Source organism: Sulfitobacter sp. HI0027 (assembly GCF_001634775.1).
Classification (GTDB): domain Bacteria; phylum Pseudomonadota; class Alphaproteobacteria; order Rhodobacterales; family Rhodobacteraceae; genus Sulfitobacter.
In genome coordinates this window covers 1-20,124 of the sequence record NZ_LWER01000186.1, presented here as the reverse complement: position 1 = coordinate 20,124, position 20,124 = coordinate 1, and the positions used below count along the sequence as shown (strand labels likewise).

Annotated in this window: 23 protein-coding genes and 1 pseudogene; 18 read left to right on the top strand and 6 right to left on the bottom strand. The window is 58.4% G+C overall.

Annotated elements, in window-relative coordinates; all coding sequences use genetic code 11:
* Positions 1-5: 5 nt before the first annotated feature.
* Positions 6-557 (bottom strand): calcium-binding protein, encoded by a 552-nt coding sequence (locus tag A3722_RS12085; RefSeq protein ID WP_067627155.1) that lies wholly within the window; start codon positions 555-557, stop codon positions 6-8.
* Between the two features lie 189 nt (positions 558-746).
* Between A3722_RS12085 and A3722_RS12080 the strand changes: the two genes are divergently transcribed.
* From A3722_RS12080 to ccmI, 4 genes are read left to right on the top strand one after another with little or no spacing between them, the layout of a single operon-like run.
* Positions 747-2,747, top strand: a complete 2,001-nt coding sequence (locus A3722_RS12080; protein ID WP_067627153.1) for a heme lyase CcmF/NrfE family subunit — start codon at positions 747-749, stop codon at positions 2,745-2,747.
* A gap of 2 nt (positions 2,748-2,749) precedes the next feature.
* Positions 2,750-3,316, top strand: coding sequence for a DsbE family thiol:disulfide interchange protein (locus A3722_RS12075; RefSeq protein WP_009824474.1), 567 nt, complete (start codon positions 2,750-2,752; stop codon positions 3,314-3,316).
* Entirely contained in the window at positions 3,313-3,783 is a 471-nt protein-coding gene (locus tag A3722_RS12070) for a cytochrome c-type biogenesis protein (RefSeq protein ID WP_009824475.1), read from the top strand. The genes A3722_RS12075 and A3722_RS12070 overlap by 4 nt, the downstream gene beginning before the upstream one ends.
* Positions 3,780-4,937, top strand: coding sequence for a c-type cytochrome biogenesis protein CcmI (ccmI, locus tag A3722_RS12065; RefSeq protein WP_067627152.1), 1,158 nt, complete (start codon positions 3,780-3,782; stop codon positions 4,935-4,937). The genes A3722_RS12070 and ccmI overlap by 4 nt, the downstream gene beginning before the upstream one ends.
* Positions 4,938-5,217: 280 nt before the next feature.
* Here the strand turns inward: ccmI and A3722_RS12060 are convergent, their stop codons facing one another.
* The 3 genes from A3722_RS12060 to A3722_RS12050 all read right to left on the bottom strand — a co-directional run bounded on the left by A3722_RS12060 (position 5,218) and on the right by A3722_RS12050 (position 6,735).
* Positions 5,218-5,529 carry a DUF2933 domain-containing protein gene (locus A3722_RS12060; protein WP_037953520.1) on the bottom strand — a complete coding sequence of 104 codons (312 nt, stop codon included), beginning with the start codon at positions 5,527-5,529 and terminating at the stop codon, positions 5,218-5,220.
* 119 nt (positions 5,530-5,648) lie between these two features.
* A complete protein-coding gene (locus tag A3722_RS12055; RefSeq protein WP_050672448.1) occupies positions 5,649-6,191 on the bottom strand; it encodes a hypothetical protein in 543 nt (180 codons plus the stop codon).
* Positions 6,192-6,288: 97 nt separating this feature from the next.
* Positions 6,289-6,735 (bottom strand): DUF411 domain-containing protein, encoded by a 447-nt coding sequence (locus A3722_RS12050; protein ID WP_043847208.1) that lies wholly within the window; start codon positions 6,733-6,735, stop codon positions 6,289-6,291.
* Positions 6,736-6,860: 125 nt separating this feature from the next.
* Here A3722_RS12050 and A3722_RS12045 point away from each other — a divergent pair, with 125 nt between their 5' ends.
* From A3722_RS12045 to A3722_RS12000, 10 genes are all read left to right on the top strand, one after another.
* Complete coding sequence (locus A3722_RS12045) at positions 6,861-7,580, top strand: response regulator (RefSeq protein ID WP_050672447.1); 720 nt, start codon at positions 6,861-6,863, stop codon at positions 7,578-7,580.
* Positions 7,577-9,019: an ATP-binding protein gene (locus tag A3722_RS12040; RefSeq protein WP_050672446.1), complete on the top strand. Its 1,443-nt coding sequence runs from the start codon at positions 7,577-7,579 to the stop codon at positions 9,017-9,019. The genes A3722_RS12045 and A3722_RS12040 overlap by 4 nt, the downstream gene beginning before the upstream one ends.
* 17 nt (positions 9,020-9,036) lie before the next feature.
* Positions 9,037-9,630 (top strand): L,D-transpeptidase, encoded by a 594-nt coding sequence (locus tag A3722_RS12035; protein ID WP_005619183.1) that lies wholly within the window; start codon positions 9,037-9,039, stop codon positions 9,628-9,630.
* Between the two features lie 128 nt (positions 9,631-9,758).
* On the top strand, positions 9,759-10,331 hold the full coding sequence (locus A3722_RS12030; RefSeq protein WP_043847205.1) for a L,D-transpeptidase: 573 nt from the start codon (positions 9,759-9,761) through the stop codon (positions 10,329-10,331).
* 101 nt (positions 10,332-10,432) lie between these two features.
* Positions 10,433-10,789 carry a c-type cytochrome gene (locus A3722_RS12025; RefSeq protein WP_441351078.1) on the top strand — a complete coding sequence of 119 codons (357 nt, stop codon included), beginning with the start codon at positions 10,433-10,435 and terminating at the stop codon, positions 10,787-10,789.
* Between the two features lie 5 nt (positions 10,790-10,794).
* The gene (locus tag A3722_RS12020) at positions 10,795-11,394 is read left to right on the top strand and encodes a c-type cytochrome (protein ID WP_009824484.1); all 600 of its coding nucleotides are present in this window, start codon (positions 10,795-10,797) and stop codon (positions 11,392-11,394) included.
* A 4-nt stretch (positions 11,395-11,398) separates the two neighbouring features.
* Positions 11,399-12,289 carry a c-type cytochrome gene (locus tag A3722_RS12015; protein ID WP_009824485.1) on the top strand — a complete coding sequence of 297 codons (891 nt, stop codon included), beginning with the start codon at positions 11,399-11,401 and terminating at the stop codon, positions 12,287-12,289.
* Between the two features lie 16 nt (positions 12,290-12,305).
* Positions 12,306-13,694 (top strand): multicopper oxidase family protein, encoded by a 1,389-nt coding sequence (locus A3722_RS12010; RefSeq protein ID WP_050686572.1) that lies wholly within the window; start codon positions 12,306-12,308, stop codon positions 13,692-13,694.
* Positions 13,691-14,185: a c-type cytochrome gene (locus A3722_RS12005; protein WP_005619169.1), complete on the top strand. Its 495-nt coding sequence runs from the start codon at positions 13,691-13,693 to the stop codon at positions 14,183-14,185. Before A3722_RS12010 ends, A3722_RS12005 begins: the two co-directional genes overlap by 4 nt.
* Positions 14,185-14,904: a DsbA family protein gene (locus tag A3722_RS12000; protein ID WP_005619167.1), complete on the top strand. Its 720-nt coding sequence runs from the start codon at positions 14,185-14,187 to the stop codon at positions 14,902-14,904. The genes A3722_RS12005 and A3722_RS12000 overlap by 1 nt, the downstream gene beginning before the upstream one ends.
* A gap of 8 nt (positions 14,905-14,912) precedes the next feature.
* Here the strand turns inward: A3722_RS12000 and A3722_RS11995 are convergent, their stop codons facing one another.
* On the bottom strand, positions 14,913-15,107 hold the full coding sequence (locus A3722_RS11995; RefSeq protein WP_037953528.1) for a heavy-metal-associated domain-containing protein: 195 nt from the start codon (positions 15,105-15,107) through the stop codon (positions 14,913-14,915).
* 149 nt (positions 15,108-15,256) lie between these two features.
* Between A3722_RS11995 and A3722_RS11990 the strand changes: the two genes are divergently transcribed.
* The 4 genes and pseudogenes from A3722_RS11990 to A3722_RS11975 all read left to right on the top strand — a co-directional run.
* Positions 15,257-17,566 carry a heavy metal translocating P-type ATPase gene (locus A3722_RS11990; RefSeq protein WP_067628413.1) on the top strand — a complete coding sequence of 770 codons (2,310 nt, stop codon included), beginning with the start codon at positions 15,257-15,259 and terminating at the stop codon, positions 17,564-17,566.
* 9 nt (positions 17,567-17,575) lie between these two features.
* Positions 17,576-17,965 carry a Cu(I)-responsive transcriptional regulator gene (cueR, locus tag A3722_RS11985; protein ID WP_009824489.1) on the top strand — a complete coding sequence of 130 codons (390 nt, stop codon included), beginning with the start codon at positions 17,576-17,578 and terminating at the stop codon, positions 17,963-17,965.
* Positions 17,966-18,085: 120 nt separating this feature from the next.
* Positions 18,086-19,036 carry a DUF305 domain-containing protein gene (locus A3722_RS11980; protein WP_009824490.1) on the top strand — a complete coding sequence of 317 codons (951 nt, stop codon included), beginning with the start codon at positions 18,086-18,088 and terminating at the stop codon, positions 19,034-19,036.
* Between the two features lie 68 nt (positions 19,037-19,104).
* Positions 19,105-19,462 (top strand): annotated as a pseudogene (locus tag A3722_RS11975) (glutaredoxin domain-containing protein); the annotation flags it as partial.
* A 20-nt stretch (positions 19,463-19,482) separates the two neighbouring features.
* On the opposite strand, the gene tnpC reads toward A3722_RS11975, so the two are convergent.
* The coding region (tnpC, locus tag A3722_RS11970; RefSeq protein WP_150120473.1) for an IS66 family transposase at positions 19,483-20,124 on the bottom strand (642 nt) is incomplete at its 5' end.

Genomic DNA, 20,124 nt, shown 5'->3' with positions numbered 1-20,124 from the left:
GACCCTTATTCGCTGTCATGATGACCTTCCATGTCCGTTCCGGTGGAAGTACCGTTCATTTTGCTCATCCGTGTACCGGCATCTTCCATCTCGTCCTGAGAGATCTGGCCGTTACCGTCCGCATCGAGATGCTGAAAGCGATCTACCATGCGCGCGCGCATTGCGTCCATATGCAAGGCTTCGAACTCGTCAAGTGTCAACGCTCCATCGGAATTCGCATCGAACTCCCGCATTTTTTCGGACATCTGCGCGGCCATTTCATGAGGCTGTCCACCGGACATCATTGTCGACATCATGTCCCGATCCATCATTCCCATCATGTTGCCCTGGCCACCCATCATAGCGGCATGCATCTTCATCATTTTTCGCATCATCGGCATCATGTCCCCGCCCATCATGCCCATCTGATTGTCGCCATCGCCCATCGCCATGCCGGACATATTCCCGCTGTCAGGCTTGCTGTCGGCAGCCCCGTCGGATTCCGCAAATGCTGTTTGCGCCATGCCAACCGCGATCACCACGCCAAGCGCAATAATTTCTTGTTTTTCATTTCTCATTCCTTTCAGACTTACCCTAGATACATTGGCGTTATAGCGCTTTGATTAAAGGCCAAGCGCGGGCCGTTTTGTAATCATTTGTCACAGCATCCTGTTACAAACGGTGACAAAGCAACCACTCACAGTTCGCCGGACGATTTGCTAGACAGACGTCGATCCAGTGAATTCATTGAAGAGGCTGATGATCCTTTGACACCTGAAATCGGTCATTTCGCGCTGGCACTGGCCTTGGCCATGGCGCTTGTTCAAAGTGTGCTGCCCATCCTCGGTGCGGGGCGCGGAAACATCCTGTGGATGCAGTCTGCCAGATGGTCCTCGTTCGGTCAGGTTTTCTTTGTCGGCATCGCGTTTCTGGCGCTGATGCAAGCCTTCGTCACAAGCGACTTCACGGTCAAGAACGTGGTGGAGAATTCCAATTCACTCAAACCGATGCTGTTCAAGGTGGCAGGCACCTGGGGCAGTCACGAAGGATCCCTGTTGCTGTGGACCCTTATCCTGACGGTGTTTGGTGCGGCGGTCGCCCTCTTCGGATCGAACATTCCTCTGTCGCTGAAGGCAAGAACGCTGTCGGTGCAGGCCTGGATCAGTGTCGGTTTCCTGACTTTCATGCTGCTGACGTCCAATCCCTTCGACCGCGTTTTCCCTCCGGCAGACGACGGTCAGGACCTCAACCCATTATTGCAGGATGTCGGTCTCGCCATGCACCCGCCGCTTCTCTACTTCGGGTATGTCGGGTTCTCGATTGTCTTTTCGTTCGCGGTTGCCGCCCTGATCGAAGGGCGGGTGGACGCGGCCTGGGCACGGTGGGTACGTCCGTGGACGCTGGCTGCCTGGATGAGCCTGACCGCAGGCATCGCGCTGGGATCCTGGTGGGCCTATTATGAGCTTGGCTGGGGCGGCTGGTGGTTCTGGGATCCCGTTGAGAACGTCAGTTTCATGCCATGGCTGATGGGCACGGCACTGCTGCATTCCGCAATCGTGACGGAGAAACGGGATGCGTTCAAAAGCTGGACAATCCTTCTGGCGATCCTGACTTTTTCCCTATCGCTCTTGGGCACGTTCATTGTCCGATCGGGCCTGCTGACCTCTGTGCATGCATTCGCGGTCGACCCGGAAAGGGGACTTTATATCCTTGGATTGCTGGCCGTTTCGATCGGCGGTTCCCTTGCTCTGTTTGCCTGGCGCGCGCCGACAATGGAGCCCGGCGGCCTGTTTAAGCCGATCAGCCGGGAAGCGGGGCTATTGGTGAACAACCTGCTGCTGGCCACGGCCACCGGCATTGTGCTGTTCGGCACCTTGTACCCGCTCTTCTACGAAGCCGCGACGGGCGGTGAAAAACTGTCGGTGGGGCCGCCCTTCTTCAATGCGTCCTTTATTCCCGTGATGCTGCCGCTCGTCTTTGCGATGGGGCTGGGGCCTTACCTGTCCTGGAAACGTGCCGATCTGACGGGCGTTCTGCAGCGGTTGCGTTTCGTGGTCGTTCTGGCCGTGCTCGCGACATTGGTGACCTGGTATCTCGCCGAGGGCGGTCCGGTGTTGGGGTATCTGTCGCTGATGCTTGCATTCTGGCTGTTTTTCTCAACCCTGCGGGAATGGGCGATGCGCATAAAGCTGTTTGAGGCACCGTTCCCGGAATCGGTGCGCCGTGCACGCAACCTGCCCAGATCCTCTCATGGGATGACACTGGCTCATGCGGGGCTCGCGATGGCGATGTTCGGATTTATCGGCTCGACGGTCTGGAAATCCGAGGAAATCATCTTTGTCCGGCCCGGTACAGAGGTCAGCATTGGTGGGTTCGATGTCACCTTTGAGGGGGCCGAACGTGTGCGTGGGCCAAATTACTTCGCGGATCGTGGCACGCTTCGTGTGGCCCGGGAGGGGAACTATGTCACCGATCTCTTCCCGGAGCGGCGTACCTATCCGGTCGCGCAAACCACCACCACAGAGAGCGCCATCAGATCGACAATGGCCGGTGATCTCTATGCGTCCATCGCAAATCCGGCCGCCGAGGACGAGAGCACGCAAGGGGCTTGGACCCTGCGCATCCTGTATGAACCTCTGGTCAACTTTATCTGGATCGGATCGGCGATGCTTGTGCTTGGTGGGGGTCTTTCGCTGTCTGACCGGCGGTTGCGCGTCGGGGCACCCCGTCGCAAGGCGACAGCGCCCGCAGCACTTCCTGCGGAGTAGGCATGGGACGTATACTGGCATTCATTCCGCTGGCAATCGCGGCCATTTTCGGGGGGTTTTTTCTGTGGGGCTTGAACCCGGACCGGGACCCGAACAACATTCCTTCGGTTCTGATCTCGCAGCCGGCACCCGAATTCGATCTGGCCGCTGTCGACGGGTTGGAGACGCCAGGGCTTTCCCGCGCCGATCTGGTCGGGAACCCGCGACCGGTCATCGTGAACGTGTTTGCCTCGTGGTGCGTGCCCTGCCGGGCCGAACACGGGGTTCTGACCCAGATGGTCGAAAAGGACGGGCTGACGTTGTTCGGGATCAATTACAAGGACAAGCCGGAGGATGCGACTAAATGGCTTGCTGAGCTTGGCAATCCCTACGAAAGGATCGGGTCTGATCTGAGCGGCAGAGTGGGGATTGAATGGGGCCTTTCGGGCGTACCTGAAACATTCATTGTCGGCTCTGACGGGACGGTGTTGTTCAGATATGTCGGCCCCGTCGTGGGCGAAACGGCGATTTCCACATTCAGGGAAGCATTGATCCAGGCTGGCGCGTTAGCAAGGGGCCAGAACGGATGAGGTATATCGCATTTGCTTTCCTCCTGCTGCTTCCGGTGACGGCCTTGGCGGTCGAGCCAGACGAGATGTTGCAGGATCCTGTACTGGAGCAACGCGCCCGTGAAATATCACGGGAACTGCGCTGCGTTGTCTGCCAGAATCAGGACATCGACAGCTCCAACGCCGGGGTTGCGCGGGACCTGCGCATACTGGTGCGCGAAAGGCTTGTTGCCGGTGACAGCGACAAGGAGGTCATCGCGTACATCCACGCCCGGTATGGCGATTATGTCCTGATGCGCCCGCCCCTGAATCGCGCCACTCTCGCGCTCTGGATGGCGCCCTTCGTGTTTGCGCTTGTTTCGCTGCTTGTCGGCTGGACCGTCATTTCGAGAAGCCGGCGCAGGGCTGCCGCAACGGGATTTTCCGATGACGAAAAAGCGGAAATTGCGCGTTTCATTGAAGAGAACGCTTCAAAGGACGGTTCATGATCTGGTTGGTTTTCGCCCTGTTATCCGTTGTAGGTCTGCTTTTCATGGGCCTGCCGCTGCGCCATCGGTCGTCGCGGACACCCGTCCCGGCTGACGCCACGGATGCGGTCCTCATGGATCAGTTGGATGAGGTTCGGCGGGATCTTGAGCGCGGTGTCATTTCCGACACCGAGGCCACGGCGGCGGAGCAGGAGATCAAGAGACGGATCCTCGTGCAGTCGCGCCGGTCCGTTCTGTCAGATGGGAAACCGGCGGCAGGGGGCCGCTTGATGGTCGTTCTGAGCGCAGTGTTCGTGCCGGTCTTCGCTTTTGGATATTACTCCGCAATGGGCTCGCCAGAGATCCCAGGTGTCGCCTTTGCCGAACGTGCCACTGAACGGCAGGAAGCGGCGGAAATCGCCGAATTGACAGATCGTCTGTACGTCCGGCTCAGTTCAGACCCCGAAGGCGGGCCTTCGGAAGGCTGGATGCTGCTGGGGCAAACCTATTCGAAAATGGGCCGGTATGCGGATGCAGCCGATGCATATAGAGTTGTCGCACAACGACCGGAGGCCGATTCCGCCGTCTTCTCCATGTTGGCCGAGGTTCTGATCTACGCAGAGCAAGGTGTGGTGACACCTGAAGCGGACACCGCGATTGATCGGGCGTACGAACTGGATCCTTCCAATCCCGGTGCTGCCTTTTTCAAGGCAGTCTCGCTCGAGCAGAAGGGCGATGAGGCTCGGGCTCACGAAACGCTGGTGGCCCGGCTGTACGATGCGGATAGGTTTTTCCCGTGGATGGAAAGCTTTGTTGGCGAAGCCAACCGGATTGGCGCGAAGAGCGGCAAGGCTCCGATCTCGCTGGCCGACTATGCCCCGAAGACCAGTGCGTCCGGCCCGACACAGGAAGACATCGAAAACGCGCAGGACATGAGTGTGGAGGAACGACAGGATTTCATCCGCTCGATGGTCGAACGGCTGGCCACGCGGCTGGAAGATGAGCCTGACGATCTTGATGGATGGATGCGGCTTGGCAATGCCTATTCGGTTCTGGGTGATACCGCGCCGGCAATCGCGGCGTTTGAACACGCTGAAATCCTGTTGTCGGAGGTGCCGGGAGATGACCCGCGCCGTCAAGCCGTGCAAAGCGCGTTGGAACGGTTGCGCCCGTAGTGGCGTGGGCGACCGTCGCTGTGCAGGTGAATGTGAGGCAGGATCAAGGTTTGGCGCTTAATCGAAAGCCCATCCGGTCCGGCCGTCGTCACAGACTATTTCGTGGGTAGTACCTTCAGACTGACCGACCAAGCGACATCCTACGGGAAGCATGACGTCGTGTGCCGCATCCCGTGTCACGGAAGGGGGCTCAAGTGGGCAAAGCTTGCCCGAGGCCGACTGGGCACAACCGCCGAGGGCCAGAATACCTGCAATCGGAATTCCGATTGTCAGCCGCGTTCTAGCGGGCGCGTACCAGTTCTCGTTCGGGAGCTTGGCCATCTTCAAATTCTGCATCCACAGTCGCCTCGTTCGCCTGTTCAACTCTTGACCCGTGACACGACTTTCCCATCATCCTGTGCATGACGACATGCGCACCAAGACAAAGTGCGAGCGGCGCAAAAAGGCCGACGTTGCCCCACAGACCCGCGATCGTGCCGCCTGCAATAAAGAATGCGGCGACTGGAAACAACATAACGGCACAACAGGCCATCATACCATACTGCATCAGTTTCGATGAACCGGTGGATTTTTGACTTTGATTGTCAGACATGTAGCTCTCCAGAATATGCTCGTGTTCTTCTGCGACATTCCAGTGAGGCAAGGTCAAGGGTACATTCGGATACAATTTGATCAGATGACAGCCTGCGGGTCGTTGACCAAGTTGGCCCGTCAGGTTGCCAGATCCAACGCATAGGACAGGAATGTGACGAGGGGGATCGGGGTCAGGCTGAACAGCAAGGCCATGCTCATTGTCCTGAACATGGTAGGCTTCGATGCCTCGCCAGAAGGTTCTGTCAGAACCACCAGAAGCGCGATGAAGGTGCCGGGCGCCAGGGCATAGAGATATACGCCCGAGATGTTCCCAAACATGAACGACCGCTCGAGCGTTGGTCCGACCACGCTCAAAGCTGTTGCACGGCTGCCGTTGAACGAGCCGAACAGATCGGCCGACATCACATAGACGGCAATGTGAACCCCAATGAATGCGACACTCCGCAGCAGGCCATCTAAAACCAGGTAAACAATCGGCCGATGCTGGTACTGCTTCAGCGCGACCGATGCGGAAACGAACCCCAAGTAATTCACGAGGAAAACGACCACAAACCCATTGGTAAAGACCTGCCGGAGGAAGCGCGAGAGCGCGGTCCCATTCGTCAGCAGCAGCGTCGCAAAACCAGGCGTTGCGAGGATGTAGACAAGCAGGAACGGCAATATGCTTGCCAAGCTCAGAACGGATACGTTCCAACAAAATCTGCCGAATGGTAAGGTCGGCGAAAAACTTTGTCGGAACGTATCGCGGGCAAACACGTCAGCCGTGGGTTGCGAAGACTTGCGTCGACCCATCCATCAGTACAAGCAGCACATCATAGGGATCACCTTGGGGGCCCATGCCGGGCGAACCCATGGGCATTCCCGGTGCTGTCAGTCCGCGCGCGACAGGTTTTTCGCTCAGCAACCGCCCGATGTCAGCCGCAGGCACGTGACCCTCGACGAAATATCCGCCCACGGACGTAGTGTGACATCCTGCCAGTTCCGGCGCGATGCCGTGTTTCTGCTTCAGAACCTGAAGCGTGTCGTAATCCACGTCCTCGACCGATGCCTTGAAACCGGCAGCGATCATCTCATTTACCCAAGCGCCGCAGCAGCCGCAGGTCGGTGTCTTTGTCACCTGCAACGTGGGTGCGGCGGTTTGCGACAAAGCAGGCCCGGCCAAGGCCAGGCTGAGTGCCGTAAGGCCAAATTCACGTCGGTTCACTTAAAACTCCTCGATGTTCTTCCTTAAATAGTTGCTCGGTATCCCGAAGTCGACTGGCCGCGCTGTTACATTTGGCTACAAACACGGGATGGGCGTCCCTTGGTGAAAATGACTATGTTGGCGGCATGAGCGATCTGCCACGCATCCTTGTCGTCGATGACCATTCAGAGATTCGGAAATCCGTCACCAGTTATCTGGAACGCAACGGCATGCGTGCTTCAGCGGCGGAAAATGCAGTTGAGATGGACGCAAGGCTGGCGGAAGCGCATTTCGATCTGATTGTCCTCGATGTGATGATGCCGGGGGAAGACGGGCTGTCCGCGTGCAGGCGATTGCGCAAGGAAGGGCATATTCCGATCCTGATGCTGACCGCATTGGGTGACGACGAAGACCGCATCGCGGGTCTGGATGGCGGGGCAGACGATTATCTCGCCAAGCCGTTTAATCCCAAGGAACTGGTGGCGCGGATCAACGCGATATTGCGTCGGACGCAGCTGATCCCAAAACCGAATGGTTTTGCGGGGAAAACGTTGAAGTTTGCACACCTAAAGCTGGATTTCGATGGCCGCACACTGATTGACCAAGGCGGTTCGCGTACGCAACTTACATCCGGTGAACTCAAACTCCTGACCCTGTTCCTGCAAAGGCCAAGGACGGTCATTGGCCGCGACGAGCTGCTCAAATTGAGCACCGGCCGGGTCGCCGGTCCATTGGACCGAACCATCGACAATCAGGTGAGCCGGTTGCGCCGGAAGATGGAAGAGGACGTTTTGCGCCCGAAGATCATCGCGACTGTCCGGCATGGGGGGTATAGTCTTTCCTGCGATGTCGAGATTTGCGAATGAAGCTGCTTCCGCGGACGTTGCGTGCACAGATTGCCCTTCTGGTCCTCGGTGTCTTGATCCTCGCGCAAGCTCTGAGTCTTTGGTTTTTCGTTGATGAACGCTCGTTAGCCATTCAGGCCGCCATCGGTGCCGAAGCCGCCGGAAGGGCCGCAAATGTCGCACAGTTGATTGAAGGCGCACCCCCGGAATTGCATGCCCAGATCGTCCGCGCGGCAACGTCTCCGCTCGTACGGTTCGACCTTACAGACGAGCCGTCGGTTGCACACGGACAACACGATGACGGTGGAGCGGTCGAAGCGCGGATACGGGCACTGCTTCAGGAAAGCTACAGCCGGGATATCCGGGTTGAGGTTCATGAAATCGAGGGAGGTCTGCTGCCCCTTCCGAACCTGTCACCGGAAATGGCGCAAATGCACGCCGAAATGATGCAGGGCAGCCTTGCGGCCATCGAGATGGAGCTGTCCATTGCGCTGTCCGGTGGGAATTGGCTCAACATCGAGACGCGGTTCGAACGGCCGCCTCTGCAAAGGTCGCTGGCGTCCAACATATCCTTTGCACTGACTGCGGGACTTCTGCTGGTTGCAAGTTTCTGGTTTCTCCTGTCCCGACTGACCGGACCACTCAACGATCTCGCGACTGCGTCCGAACGTCTGGGTCGCGGCGCCGCCAAGGGCGATCTGCCGGTCGTAGGGCCGAAGGAAGTTCGGGATCTGACCCGATCATTCAACATCATGCAGGATCGCCTGACGCGATTTGTCAGTGACCGGACCCAGATGCTTGCAGCGCTTGCGCATGATCTGCGCTCGCCTTTGACGGCGCTTAGGGTGCGGGCCGAAATGGTGGACGACGAAGACACGCGCACGTCCTTGGTGGCGTCAAGTGAAGAGATGCAACGGATGGTCGATGCGACCCTCGATTTCGCGAAGGGCGTCGGACAGCATGAAGAGGTCCAATCGGTTGATTTGCACGATCTGATCACTGGTATGGGCTTGGACAAGGTTCAGGTGACCAGCCAAGGTCCACTCATCGTATCCGTGAAACCAAGCGCGATGGGGCGCGCGTTGAGAAACCTGATTGAGAACGCGATCCGCTACGGGAGTGAGGCCAGGGTTTCGTGGCAACGCATGGGCAGTGAGGTAGTGGTCGCCATCGACGATCAGGGGCCCGGTATTCCCGACAATCAGCTGGAGGCTGTTTTCGGACCCTATGTCAGGCTCGAGACGTCGCGATCACAGGATACCGGCGGTCATGGCCTGGGGCTGTCGATTGCGCGCAGCATCATCCTTGAGCACGGTGGTTCTATCGAACTGAAAAACCGCACTGATGGGGGTCTGCGCGCTGAAATCACGCTGCCCGTCAAACAAAGCGCCGAGTCAGCCCCGAAAGAGGAAGGCTCGCCACATATGGCGCGGGTTGTTCGTCACCTCAAACCCGACTAGTTTAGTGAGGCAAGTATATGAAACGAAGATATTTCCTGACTTCTGTTGCAGCTCTTTCGGTGAGTGGAAAAACAGCATTCGCGCATAGTGACGCAGAGCACGACCGGCGCGTCGGGCCATCTGTGGTGCCCCCGGAGCAGTTGCCGCGCCAGGTTCCGTTCACCGAGGCAGACAAACCGGGAGAAATACATGTCGATCCGAACCAGTTCGCTTTATTTTGGACTTTGCCGAACAATCGGGCAATCAGGTATACCGTCGGAATTGGCCGGGAGGGGCTCTATGAATCCGGCGAGTTCTATGTCGCGCGCAAGCAAAAGTGGCCGCGGTGGACGCCCACACCCGCCATGATAGCCAGAGATCCTGACCGATATCTTCGTTTTGCGGGCGGTGTGCCCGGTGGGCTGAACAATCCACTCGGTGCCCGCGCCTTGTATCTTTACCAGCCAGGGCGTGGGGACACCTACCTGAGAATTCACGGCACAACGGATCCGAAGACGATTGGTCGACGTGTCTCAAACGGCTGTGCAAGGCTTACCAATAATCAGATCATCGAACTCTATGAGAAGGTCCCGCTCGACACGCGTGTTGTCCTGAAACCCATCGAGGTTTGAGGCAGCAGCGCGAAGACGTGTCCGTTGGCCGGGATACATATCGTTACATAATATCAGGCCCCGGACTGTTCATGAAATGCGACCAGGCGGGTAGTCTAGTGGATAGGCAGACAACAACATGAGGCCATATGATGACCCGCAAGCAAACACGTGTAACGCGTCGAGCATTCACGGCAGGTGCCGCATCGGCAGCTTTCGCGGCCCCGTCCATCCTGCGTGCGCAGGTGGATCAAACCAGTGTCCGAAGGAATATCTCATCGTTTCGTACACACGCTTGGCAAGACCACTTTGACGCTTTGGACAAGGGTATCATCATCGCAGACACCGTTACCCGCGTGATGCAACACTGGACGGCCGATGGCGAAATGCGCATTTATCCGACATCGGTTCCCTTGTCTGACGAGCTGACAAAGCGCGGCTACACGACAGTCACGTTCAAGGACCCCGAACCTGACTGGACCCCTACACCCTCCATGCGCGAACGTGACCCGTCTTTGCCAGCCTATATGCCGCCCGGGCCGGATAACCCGTTGGGCGTCCGTGCCCTGCACCTGAGTTGGACGTACTACAGGATTCACGGCACCCATGATACGCGCAAGATCGGAAGACGCTCTTCAAGCGGGTGTATCGGTCTCTACAACGAGCAAATCATCGAGGTGTTCGAAAGGACACCGGTCGGCACGCAGGTACGATTAATCTGATGTCGAAGTCCGGCATCCTGATTGCGGCGTTTTTTGTCGTCGGTGGCGCGGTTGTGATCTGGCAGCAATTGCAGCCATCGTCTTCGATGCCCGGCCACACAATGACAACGCCTGATCTTTCGCAGACGGAAGAGGGCGCGCCGATTGCAGACGTGGTTGTGCCTGCTGAATTCTCAGCAAATGCCCAATTGGGAAAGCGTGTTTTCGATGGCGCTTGCGCCGCTTGTCACGGTGCGAATGCTGCCGGACAGAATGGCGTGGCACCGCCGCTTGTCCACAAGATCTATGAACCGAGCCATCACGGTGACGCCGCTTTTTTGCTTGCCGCGAAACAAGGTGTCAGAGCGCACCATTGGAAGTTTGGCAATATGCCGCCAGTTGAAGGCGTCACGCCCGGCGATGTGAAGATGGTTGTTGCATATGTGCGGGAACTTCAGCGCGCCAACGGGATCAATTGACAGGAATGACCAACTTGAACATGAAGATATGGATTACTGCCATTGCGATCGGGACGACCGGCGTTGCTGCCTTGGCGCATTCCGGAGCAACCGGCGTGGTGCTGGAGCGGATGCAGGGCATGTCCGCGATGGCCAAAACACTCAAGACGCTATCACCCATGATGCGGGGTCAGGTACCTTATGACGCCGATGTCGTCCGCAGGGAAGCTGGCGCGATGATCGGCCATGCCGGTGAGCAAATGACGCGACTGTTTCCTGAAGGCTCGGGTGGCGGAGTGTCCAAGGCGTTGCCGTCGGTCTGGGAAAACAGCGAAGAGTTCGCGGCCCTTGCGCAAGAGTTGAGAACAGCCGCCGAAGGATTGAAGTTGAGCGCAGGCAATGGGTTGGCCGCAGCACAGGGCAACGGTAGCGAATCAATGATGGGCGGCGCCACTGACGGGATGATGGGTGGCGGGTCCGCGCCTGCAATGGGAGGGGGCATGATGGGATCGGACCTTCCCATGACGACCGAGATGTTTGCGGACATGCCGACCGACCGTGCGTTCGCGATGGTCGCCCAGACCTGTTCGGCCTGCCACCAGAAGTTCCGCAAAGAGGACAAGTGATCAGATGCGGTGGTGGCGTTGGATCATCGGTGCGGGGGTCGTCGGCGGCATCGGCGTTGTCGCGGCAACGATAGCCTGGCCGATCGGTGCGCCAGTCTCGGACCTGACCCTGCAAGGCGATGCCCAGCGGGGGTCGTATCTGGCGCGCGCCAGTGGATGCATTGCGTGCCACACCAACTTTGAAGCTGGCGGGGCGCCATTGGCAGGAGGAGCGCCGCTCCGGACCGATTTCGGGACATTCTATCCGCCAAATCTGACCACCGATGTCGAATTCGGGATTGGCGGCTGGACAGTAGAAGAGTTTGCAAAAGCGGTAAGGCAGGGAATTTCCCCGGACGGAGACCCCTATTATCCCACCTTCACCTACCCGTTTTATGCAAACTACACGGATCAGGACATTGCCGATCTGTGGGCCGCGTTCCAGACCGTGCCAGCCGTGAATGTGCCGACCCCGTCCCATGAGGTGCCTTTTCCGTTCGATCAGCGATGGGGGATGAAACTTTGGCGGGCGGCTTTTCTGACAAAGCCTGACACCGCACCAGAGGCGGACCGAAGCGATGCTTGGAACAGGGGCAAGCTGCTGGTCAACGGGGCGGCACATTGTGCTGCCTGCCACACAACGCGGAACTTTGCAGGCGCACGCATAGTATCGAAGAGGTTTTCCGGCAACGACGCCTTGCCGGGAGGTGGCAAAGCACCTTCGATCCGGACGCGCGATCTTGTGTCCGAAGGCTGGACAACAGACGATATGGCTTATGCATTGCGATCTGGCATAACGCCGTCTGGCGACGTATTTGGTGGATCAATGGCCGAAGTCGTGCGCTATGGCACGGGCTTTCTGAGCGACGCAGACCTGAATGCGATGGCCACCTACCTGCTGGACAACAAATCATAATCTTGGGAACCCACGAATGATCACGCTCAATCGCCGCCAATTTCTGGCAACATCTGCTGCGTTCAGTGGTCTGTCGGCCAGCACTGGATTTGCGGGCACGCCATTCGCGACCCTGACAGCCCAGCAAAGCGACGTGCAGCTGCTGCCCGGCAACTATGGCAAGACATCGCTTTGGTGCTTTGACGGCGGCTCACCCGGTCCGGAGATTCGCGTGGCGCAGGGGGGGCGTGTCCAGCGCAGATTGGTCAACCGGTTTTCTCAGGGAACGTCGACGCATTGGCACGGCATCCGCATCGACAATGCGATGGATGGCGTTTCCGGCCTGACACAGGATGTGGTCCAGCCGGAGGAAACATTCGACTATGACTTTACTGTCCCGGATGCCGGGACCTATTGGTACCATGCCCATAATAGGTCGTTTGAGCAGGTGGGCAGAGGGCTTTACGGTGCACTGATCGTGGAAGAGGCCGAGCCTCTCGACATTGATCGCGAGGAAGTCCTGATCCTGGATGATTGGCTTATTGACCCCGAAACCGCGCAGATCAAAGACGACTTCGGAGCGCCTCATGATCTCAGCCACGCAGGGCGCATCGGCAACCTGCTGACGACCAATGGAACCTTCAATCTGGGCCTGAGTGCACGCAAGAACGAAAGACTGCGCTTGCGGCTGATCAATGCTGCCAATGCGCGCAATTTCCAACTGGGGCTGGAAGGCCTTGACGGTTGGGCGGTTGCTTTGGACGGCATGCCCCTGGCTGCACCCATTAAGGTGACGGAGCCGATGATCCTCGCTCCGGCTCAACGGATCGACCTGATCGTCGATGTGGTCGCGGATGTTGGTGAAACGGCTCATATTCTTCAGTTCGGCCGGGAAGAGGCCTTCAGCCAGGTTACATTCGAGGTCGTTGAGTGGGGCTCGAAAAATCGTCGAGACGCGCCTTTGGCCTTGCCGCCGAACGACCACAGGATGGTCGACTTGAGTGAAGCCACGATGCTCAGCCTGAGTATGGAAGGCGGTGCCATGGGGCGGATGAGGTCCGCTTCCCTTGGGGGCGAACTCAAGCCGATCGGCGAGATCGTCGAGGCCGGGTATTTCTGGTCGTTCAACGGCAAAGTGGACGGGATCAACGGTGATCCCCTTGCGCGGCTGGACCGCGGCCAGAATGTACGATTGAAGATCGTGAACGACACGGCGTTTCCGCACGCGATGCACCTGCATGGCATTCACTTCCACGAGGTCGCCGAAAACGGCACCCTCGGACCGCTGCGTGACACGACCCTTCTTGAACGGGGTCAGACGCGCGAGATTGCCTTTGTGGCGGACAACCCGGGCCAATGGCTGCTACATTGCCACATGCTGTCGCATGCGGCTTCGGGCATGATGACCAAGATCGTCGTTGGATGACCCCGCGATCCGTCTATCTTGCGTTGGGCGTAGTTACCGTTGCGGTGGCTACCATATTCCTGTGGACCCGGTCCGGCGGAACCGACCATACGGCGGAAAACCTCATCAACTCCTCAGCCGATGTGGCCGCGGGCGAAGTCCTCTATGCCGAAAATTGCGCCGCGTGCCATGGCGCAAATCTGGAAGGTGAAGAAAACTGGCGCAGTCCGCGTGATGACGGAAGCCTGCCCGCACCGCCGCATGATGCAAGCGGCCACACTTGGCACCACGCGGACAGCATGCTGTTCGCCTACACCAAGCTGGGGGGCGCCGAGGTTCTCGCGGCGCAAGGCGTTGACTTCAACAGCGGCATGCCCGGTTTCGGCGACCAACTGAGCGACGGGGAAATCTGGGACATCCTCGCATACATCAAGTCAACATGGCCGGAGCGTGAACGCGCCACGCAAGCCGAGCGCACGGCCCAGGATATTGCCTCACAAGGAGACGGATAATGAAAAGATTCTTGGCTACCACCGCACTGTTAATGCTTCCCATCGCTGCGACGGCAGACGGCATGGACGAAGACCGGATCAAGGAACTGGTGCTGGAAGCCATCCGCGAGAATCCGGGCATCGTGTTCGAGGCCGCGCAGTTGTTCGAACAGCAACAGCAGGCGTTGCAGGCGCAAGCCGCAGCGCAGGTTCTCGATACGGAAAAAGCCACGCTTGAAAATGATCCCAATGCGCCCGTTCTGGGCAATCCGGATGGCGATGTCACGGTTGTCGAATTCTTCGACTACAACTGCCCCTATTGCCGCCGGGTTAAACCTGAAATGGAGGCATTGCTTGCCGCTGATCCCAACGTCAGGGTCGTTTACCGGGAATGGCCCATTCTGGGGGACGGGTCGGTTTTTGCCGCCCGCGCGGCGCTGGCGTCCCGAAACCAGGGCAAATATGAAGAGTTTCATTGGGCCATGATGCAACTGAAGGAACGCGCAGAGGAAGCATCGATTCTCCGCACTGCGGAAGACATCGGCCTCGATGTTGCACAGTTGCGTCGCGACATGAACGGACCGGAAATAGAAGAACACATACAGACTTCCATGCGGCTTGCGCAATCTCTGGGGTTCAGTGGCACACCTTCATTTGTGATCGGCGACAGTCTTGCGCCGGGCCTGATCCAGGCGGACCAGATGATCGAGCTTGTCGATCAGGCACGGGCCGCCGAATAAGGACAAGCTTACGCGGCTGAAGCGTCGTAGCCAGCGTCAACGATGGCTTGCCGCACAGCGGCCTGTTCCAATGTGCTTTGGACAGTGACAAGGCGAAGGTCCAGATCGGACGTGACAACGGCTGATGGATCCTTTGCCTTGATGCCGCTTTCGATAGCGGATGTACAGTGTCCACAGCTCATTTTCGGGACGGAAAAAATCATGAAGGCCTCCATTTTTGGTACAACCTCAGACTTGGTCGTTCCATCGGGAGGAAGGTCAAGCAAATATCAGAAAAATAAATGAGATACTCTCTTGAGCTTCCAGCAACTGGAAGCCCTATATCAGGGTAAGTTCAACCGAGGAGTCTCTCATGACCGACCCCAATACGATACGTCTGTCCGTTTCCGGCATGAGCTGCGCGTCCTGTGTGGGCAGGGTTGAAAAGGCGCTTGTACGGACACCCGGCCTATTGAATGCGGCGGTCAATCTAGCAACCGAAACGGCTGTGGTAGAGTATCTTTCAGATGCCATCACCCCGGAAGAGATTGCCCGGATCAGTACGGAGGCGGGATACCCGGCCGAGATTGCGCAGAGCGATGCGCACGAGGACCGATCGGACCGCAAGGCAGAAGAAGCCGACGCGCTGGCGCGCCGTGTCATCCTTGCCGCGATCCTGACCGTTCCGGTGTTCGTTCTGGAAATGGGAAAACACACCATACCCGGCTTTGAGGGCCTGATTGAGAGCACAATCGGCATTCAAACGTCGTGGCTGATCCAATTCGCGCTTGCCACGGTGGTTCTGTTCGGACCGGGTTGGAGGTTCTTTGCGAAGGGCATTCCGGCGTTGATCAAGCGTGCTCCGGATATGAACAGCCTTGTCGCGCTGGGAACCGGGGCGGCGTGGACTTATTCCGTAGTCGCGACCTTCCTGCCACAGGTGCTGCCTGACGGTGTGCGCGCCGTCTATTTCGAAGCAGCGGCGGTTATTGTCGTTCTGATCTTGTTGGGTCGCTGGCTTGAAGCGCGGGCCAAGGGCAAGACCGGTGCAGCCATTCAGGCCCTTCTTGGTCTGCAGGCAAAGACAGCCAGGGTCCTGCGCGAGGGGCAGGCGACCGAGGTTGACATCAAGGAACTTCGGATCGGCGATCAGATCCTCGTGCGTCCCGGTGAAAGGCTGCCTGTCGATGGCGAGGTCACAGAAGGATCAAGCAACGTCGATGAAAGCATGATCACCGGTGAACCCCTCGCCGTGCCAAAGGCTGCTGGCGAACCGGTGACCGGCGGCACGGTGAACGGCACCGGGAGCCTGACCATAACGGCGACGCGGGTCGGGGCGGATACCACGCTGGCGCAGATTATCCGCATGGTCGAAGATGCTCAGGGGGCCAAGCTGCCGATCCAAGGCCTAGTGGATCGCGTGACCATGTGGTTCGTGCCTGCCGTTCTGGTTCTGGCGCTTGCGACTGTGGTTGTCTGGCTGCTGGTCGGTCCCGATCCGGCTCTGACCTTTGCGCTTGTGGCGGGTGTCTCCGTTCTGATCATTGCGTGCCCCTGCGCCATGGGGTTGGCCACGCCCACCTCGATCATGGTGGGGACAGGACGCGCTGCCGAGATGGGGGTGTTCTTCCGCAAGGGAGATGCGCTGCAACATCTGGACGACGTCGGCCTCGTTGCGCTCGACAAGACCGGGACGGTCACCCAAGGGCAACCCAGTTTGACAGACCTCATCACGGCCGACGGCTTTGACCGGGCAGAGATACTCGCCCTCATCGCATCTGTCGAGGCGCAGTCTGAGCACCCGGTGGCAGAGGCCATCGTGCAGTCCGCAAAGAGCGAAGGCCTGTCCTGGCCCGATGCGACGGAATTCCGGTCCGTGACCGGCTACGGTGTCGAGGCGCTTGTCCAGGGCCGCAAGGTTCATGTCGGTGCGGATCGCTTCATGGTGCAGCAGGGCATTGACACCAGCCCGCTGGAAGACCGCGAAAGGGCGTTGGCCGAAAAGGGACGCACCGCGCTTTATGCTGCGGTGGATGGAACCCTGGCGGCTGTGATTGCCGTGGCAGACCCGGTCAAATCCTCCAGCGCCGAAGTGATCGCAGCTCTGCATGATCGAGGGATCAAGGTCGCGATGATCACCGGAGACAAGAAGGCCACGGCAGATGCCATAGCCCGCGAGGTCGGGATCGACCACGTCATTGCAGGGGTATTACCGGATGGAAAAGTCGCCGCCCTGGACGAATTGCGGCAAGGGAACAGCAAGATCGCCTTTGTCGGGGACGGCATCAACGACGCGCCAGCACTGGCCCATGCCGATGTCGGCATCGCCATCGGAACCGGCACGGATGTCGCAATCGAAAGCGCCGACGTGGTGCTGATGTCGGGGGATCTGCGCGGCGTGGTGAATGCAATAGACGTGTCGCGCAAGACCATGCGCAACATCCGGCAGAACCTCATCTGGGCCTTTGGCTATAACGTCGCGCTGATCCCTGTGGCGGCGGGCGCGCTTTATCCAGCCTTTGGATTGCTCCTGTCGCCGGTGTTTGCCGCCGGGGCCATGGCGCTGTCCTCCGTGTCGGTTCTGACCAACGCGCTGCGGCTGCGACGGATCAAGGCGACGATGTCGGAACAGGATCCGCCCCACGACGCGGCGACGAAATTCGCAACGCAGCCCGCAGAATAGGAGACAGGTGTGAACATCGGAGAAGTATCAGAACGCGCGGGTTTGCCAGCAAAGACAATCCGCTACTACGAAGACATCGGCCTTGTCCGGCCTTTGCGCAGCGATAACGGATATCGCGCCTTTCGCGACAGCGACATCCACAAGCTCGCATTCCTGGGCCGCGCCCGGACCTTGGGGTTCTCGATAGAAGACTGCCGCACGCTGCTTGATCTCTATGAGGATGAGACACGGGAAAGCGCACAAGTAAAAGCGGTCGCACAAGAACACCTGGCGGCCATTGACGAAAAGATTGCCCAGCTCAGGTCGATGCACGATACGCTGTCACACCTCGTTGACGCCTGCCATGGCGATCACCGCCCGGATTGTCCGATTCTGAAAGATCTGGCCAAAGAGCCGTAGCGCATGATGCTTGGGGCCGACATTCTTCGGATTTTCGCACCGTAGCGTTGGAGTTTGTTGGAGCCCTCCCCCGCTGGAATGTTGTTTCTTCAGCAATTCAAGCCAAGGTGGAGGGATCAAATGTCTGAAGATACGACCGGGAAATCTAGCGGCGGGTCCCACGCCCGTTCAAGTGAAGATGCAGCACATTCGGGGGGCCATTCAGGTTCATCCTATGGCCGGTTTCTGGCGATGGTTGGCACGTCGACAGCGATCATGTTCGGCCTGATGTACATCAACTCGTACTCCTTCGAACATGTCTACTGGAGCGAAACCCGATTTTACATGACGTTCATCATGGGCGCGACGATTGCGACCGTGATGCTCCTTTTCATGTTGAACATGTACAAGAACAAGGGCGTCAACGCCGCGATCTTTCTCGGGTCTGTCGTGATGTTTGCCGGCGCGCTCTGGCTCGTGAGAAGCCAGGAGACCATTCAGGACGAAAGCTGGATGAGCGCGATGATCCCGCACCACTCCATCGCGATCATGACAAGCGAACGGGCCGAGCTGACAGATCCACGGGTCAAGGCTCTGGCTTCGGAAATCGTGACGGCGCAAAATCGCGAAATTTCCGAAATGCGTTTCCTCATAGATGACATTGAGGCAAATGGCGAAGCCGGTCCTGAATGGCCACTTGGTGAAGCGGACGGTCCGGCTGAAATGGAGGGGCTTCAAGAAGCGATTGCAACCCCGGTGATTGCCGGAATCCGTCCTGCACCGCTCAAAGCCGAAGAAATAACACGCGCACTGGGGTCCGACGGACAATGCCGTTTCATTCGCGCCGTGAACGCCGATCCCATTCTGGTCACGGACGGGGCGGGGAACGGCGTCGCCAAGATATCCGGATCGCTGGTCAACTTCACGTCGCAAGACACAGTGACGTCCGGTGGCGTCCTGTCTGCCGATGGTGGCCAATTCACGCTGGCGCCGGGTGACGCGGACGGTGAAGACGCCACCCTGCTGTTTGAATTGACGGGAGAGACGCCTCTGACTGTCGGATTTACCGGGTATTGGACCTGCAACGGTTAAAGGATTTAAAGGAACGCGTCATGACGAGAGAGGCAAAATCCACCCCGAAGACGGCGGTTTTGTACCGAATGGTGATGGAGGAGCATGTTTGTCCCTATGGGCTGAAAATCGAAGGACCTGCTTGAGCGGGAGGGGTATTCGATTGAGGACCGGCCTCTGAACACCCGCGAGGAAACGGATGCTTTCATGGAAGAACACGGTGTCGAAACGACTCCGCAGACCTTTATCGGCAATGAAAGAATTGGTGGCTATGACGCGCTGAGGGAATTTTTCGGCCAGGACGTAAAGGATGACGACGAGACGACTTATCAACCCGTCATTGCGATATTCGCGGTCGCATTCCTTATGGCGCTTGGTCTCAGTTGGGCGTTTTACGGTTCGATCCTGACGCTGCGGGCATTCGAGTGGTTCATCGCGATCTCGATGAGCTGTAAGCGGTGCGCTGGTCACACGGGTTTGGCGTAATTCCAAGGCAGCAGTTCGTTGATGTCGGTTTGTTTGTGTCCTTGGGCGATAGCTGTCAGGACACCTGACAGATAGCCGTGGGGCTCGATCCCATTGAGTTTGCAGGTCTCGATCAGGGAGGCGATGACGGCCCAGTTTTGCGCCCCGGCATCGTGTCCGGCGAAGAGCGCATTTTTGCGGTTGAGGGCTATGGGACGGATGGTGCGCTCGACTGGATTGTTGTCGAGTTCGATGCGGCCATCGGTGAGGAACAGGCACAGCCCGTCCCAGTATTTGGCGATGTATTTCAGGGCTTCTCCAGTCGGAGATTGGCTTGAGGCGCGGGCGCGGCGTTGTGCGAGCAAAAGCTCGAAGGCATCGATGATGGGTCTTGAGCGTTTCTGTCGTGCAGCGCTGCGTTGGTCGGCAGACAGGCCGCGCAGGTCTTTTTCGATGCGGTAGAGTGCCTGGATTTGGTTCAGACCTTCCTGCGCGATTGGTGCCGCTCCGGATTGGGTAACATCATGCAGTTTGCGGCGGGCATGGGCCCAGCAATAGGCCAGCGTCACATCCTGCGTCGGACGTTTCAGCAAGCGGTTATAGCCTGCGTAGCCGTCCACCTGCAGGGTGCCGCTAAAGCCGTT

What these genes read in the sequence shown, in the direction of transcription:
- A3722_RS12035 (WP_005619183.1), top strand. Translation starts at nt 9,037, where the DNA reads ATGAAACGAAGATATTTCCTGACTTCTGTTGCAGCTCTTTCGGTGAGT.
- A3722_RS11990 (WP_067628413.1), top strand. Translation starts at nt 15,257, where the DNA reads ATGACCGACCCCAATACGATACGTCTGTCCGTTTCCGGCATGAGCTGC.
- A3722_RS12005 (WP_005619169.1), top strand. Translation starts at nt 13,691, where the DNA reads ATGACCCCGCGATCCGTCTATCTTGCGTTGGGCGTAGTTACCGTTGCG.
- A3722_RS12020 (WP_009824484.1), top strand. Translation starts at nt 10,795, where the DNA reads ATGACCAACTTGAACATGAAGATATGGATTACTGCCATTGCGATCGGG.
- A3722_RS12010 (WP_050686572.1), top strand. Translation starts at nt 12,306, where the DNA reads ATGATCACGCTCAATCGCCGCCAATTTCTGGCAACATCTGCTGCGTTC.
- A3722_RS11980 (WP_009824490.1), top strand. Translation starts at nt 18,086, where the DNA reads ATGTCTGAAGATACGACCGGGAAATCTAGCGGCGGGTCCCACGCCCGT.
- ccmI (WP_067627152.1), top strand. Translation starts at nt 3,780, where the DNA reads ATGATCTGGTTGGTTTTCGCCCTGTTATCCGTTGTAGGTCTGCTTTTC.
- A3722_RS12045 (WP_050672447.1), top strand. Translation starts at nt 6,861, where the DNA reads ATGAGCGATCTGCCACGCATCCTTGTCGTCGATGACCATTCAGAGATT.
- A3722_RS12000 (WP_005619167.1), top strand. Translation starts at nt 14,185, where the DNA reads ATGAAAAGATTCTTGGCTACCACCGCACTGTTAATGCTTCCCATCGCT.
- A3722_RS11995 (WP_037953528.1), bottom strand. Translation starts at nt 15,107, where the DNA reads ATGATTTTTTCCGTCCCGAAAATGAGCTGTGGACACTGTACATCCGCT.
- A3722_RS12030 (WP_043847205.1), top strand. Translation starts at nt 9,759, where the DNA reads ATGATGACCCGCAAGCAAACACGTGTAACGCGTCGAGCATTCACGGCA.
- A3722_RS12025 (WP_441351078.1), top strand. Translation starts at nt 10,433, where the DNA reads ATGACAACGCCTGATCTTTCGCAGACGGAAGAGGGCGCGCCGATTGCA.
- A3722_RS12075 (WP_009824474.1), top strand. Translation starts at nt 2,750, where the DNA reads ATGGGACGTATACTGGCATTCATTCCGCTGGCAATCGCGGCCATTTTC.
- A3722_RS12040 (WP_050672446.1), top strand. Translation starts at nt 7,577, where the DNA reads ATGAAGCTGCTTCCGCGGACGTTGCGTGCACAGATTGCCCTTCTGGTC.
- A3722_RS12085 (WP_067627155.1), bottom strand. Translation starts at nt 557, where the DNA reads ATGAGAAATGAAAAACAAGAAATTATTGCGCTTGGCGTGGTGATCGCG.
- A3722_RS12060 (WP_037953520.1), bottom strand. Translation starts at nt 5,529, where the DNA reads ATGTCTGACAATCAAAGTCAAAAATCCACCGGTTCATCGAAACTGATG.
- A3722_RS12015 (WP_009824485.1), top strand. Translation starts at nt 11,399, where the DNA reads ATGCGGTGGTGGCGTTGGATCATCGGTGCGGGGGTCGTCGGCGGCATC.
- A3722_RS12070 (WP_009824475.1), top strand. Translation starts at nt 3,313, where the DNA reads ATGAGGTATATCGCATTTGCTTTCCTCCTGCTGCTTCCGGTGACGGCC.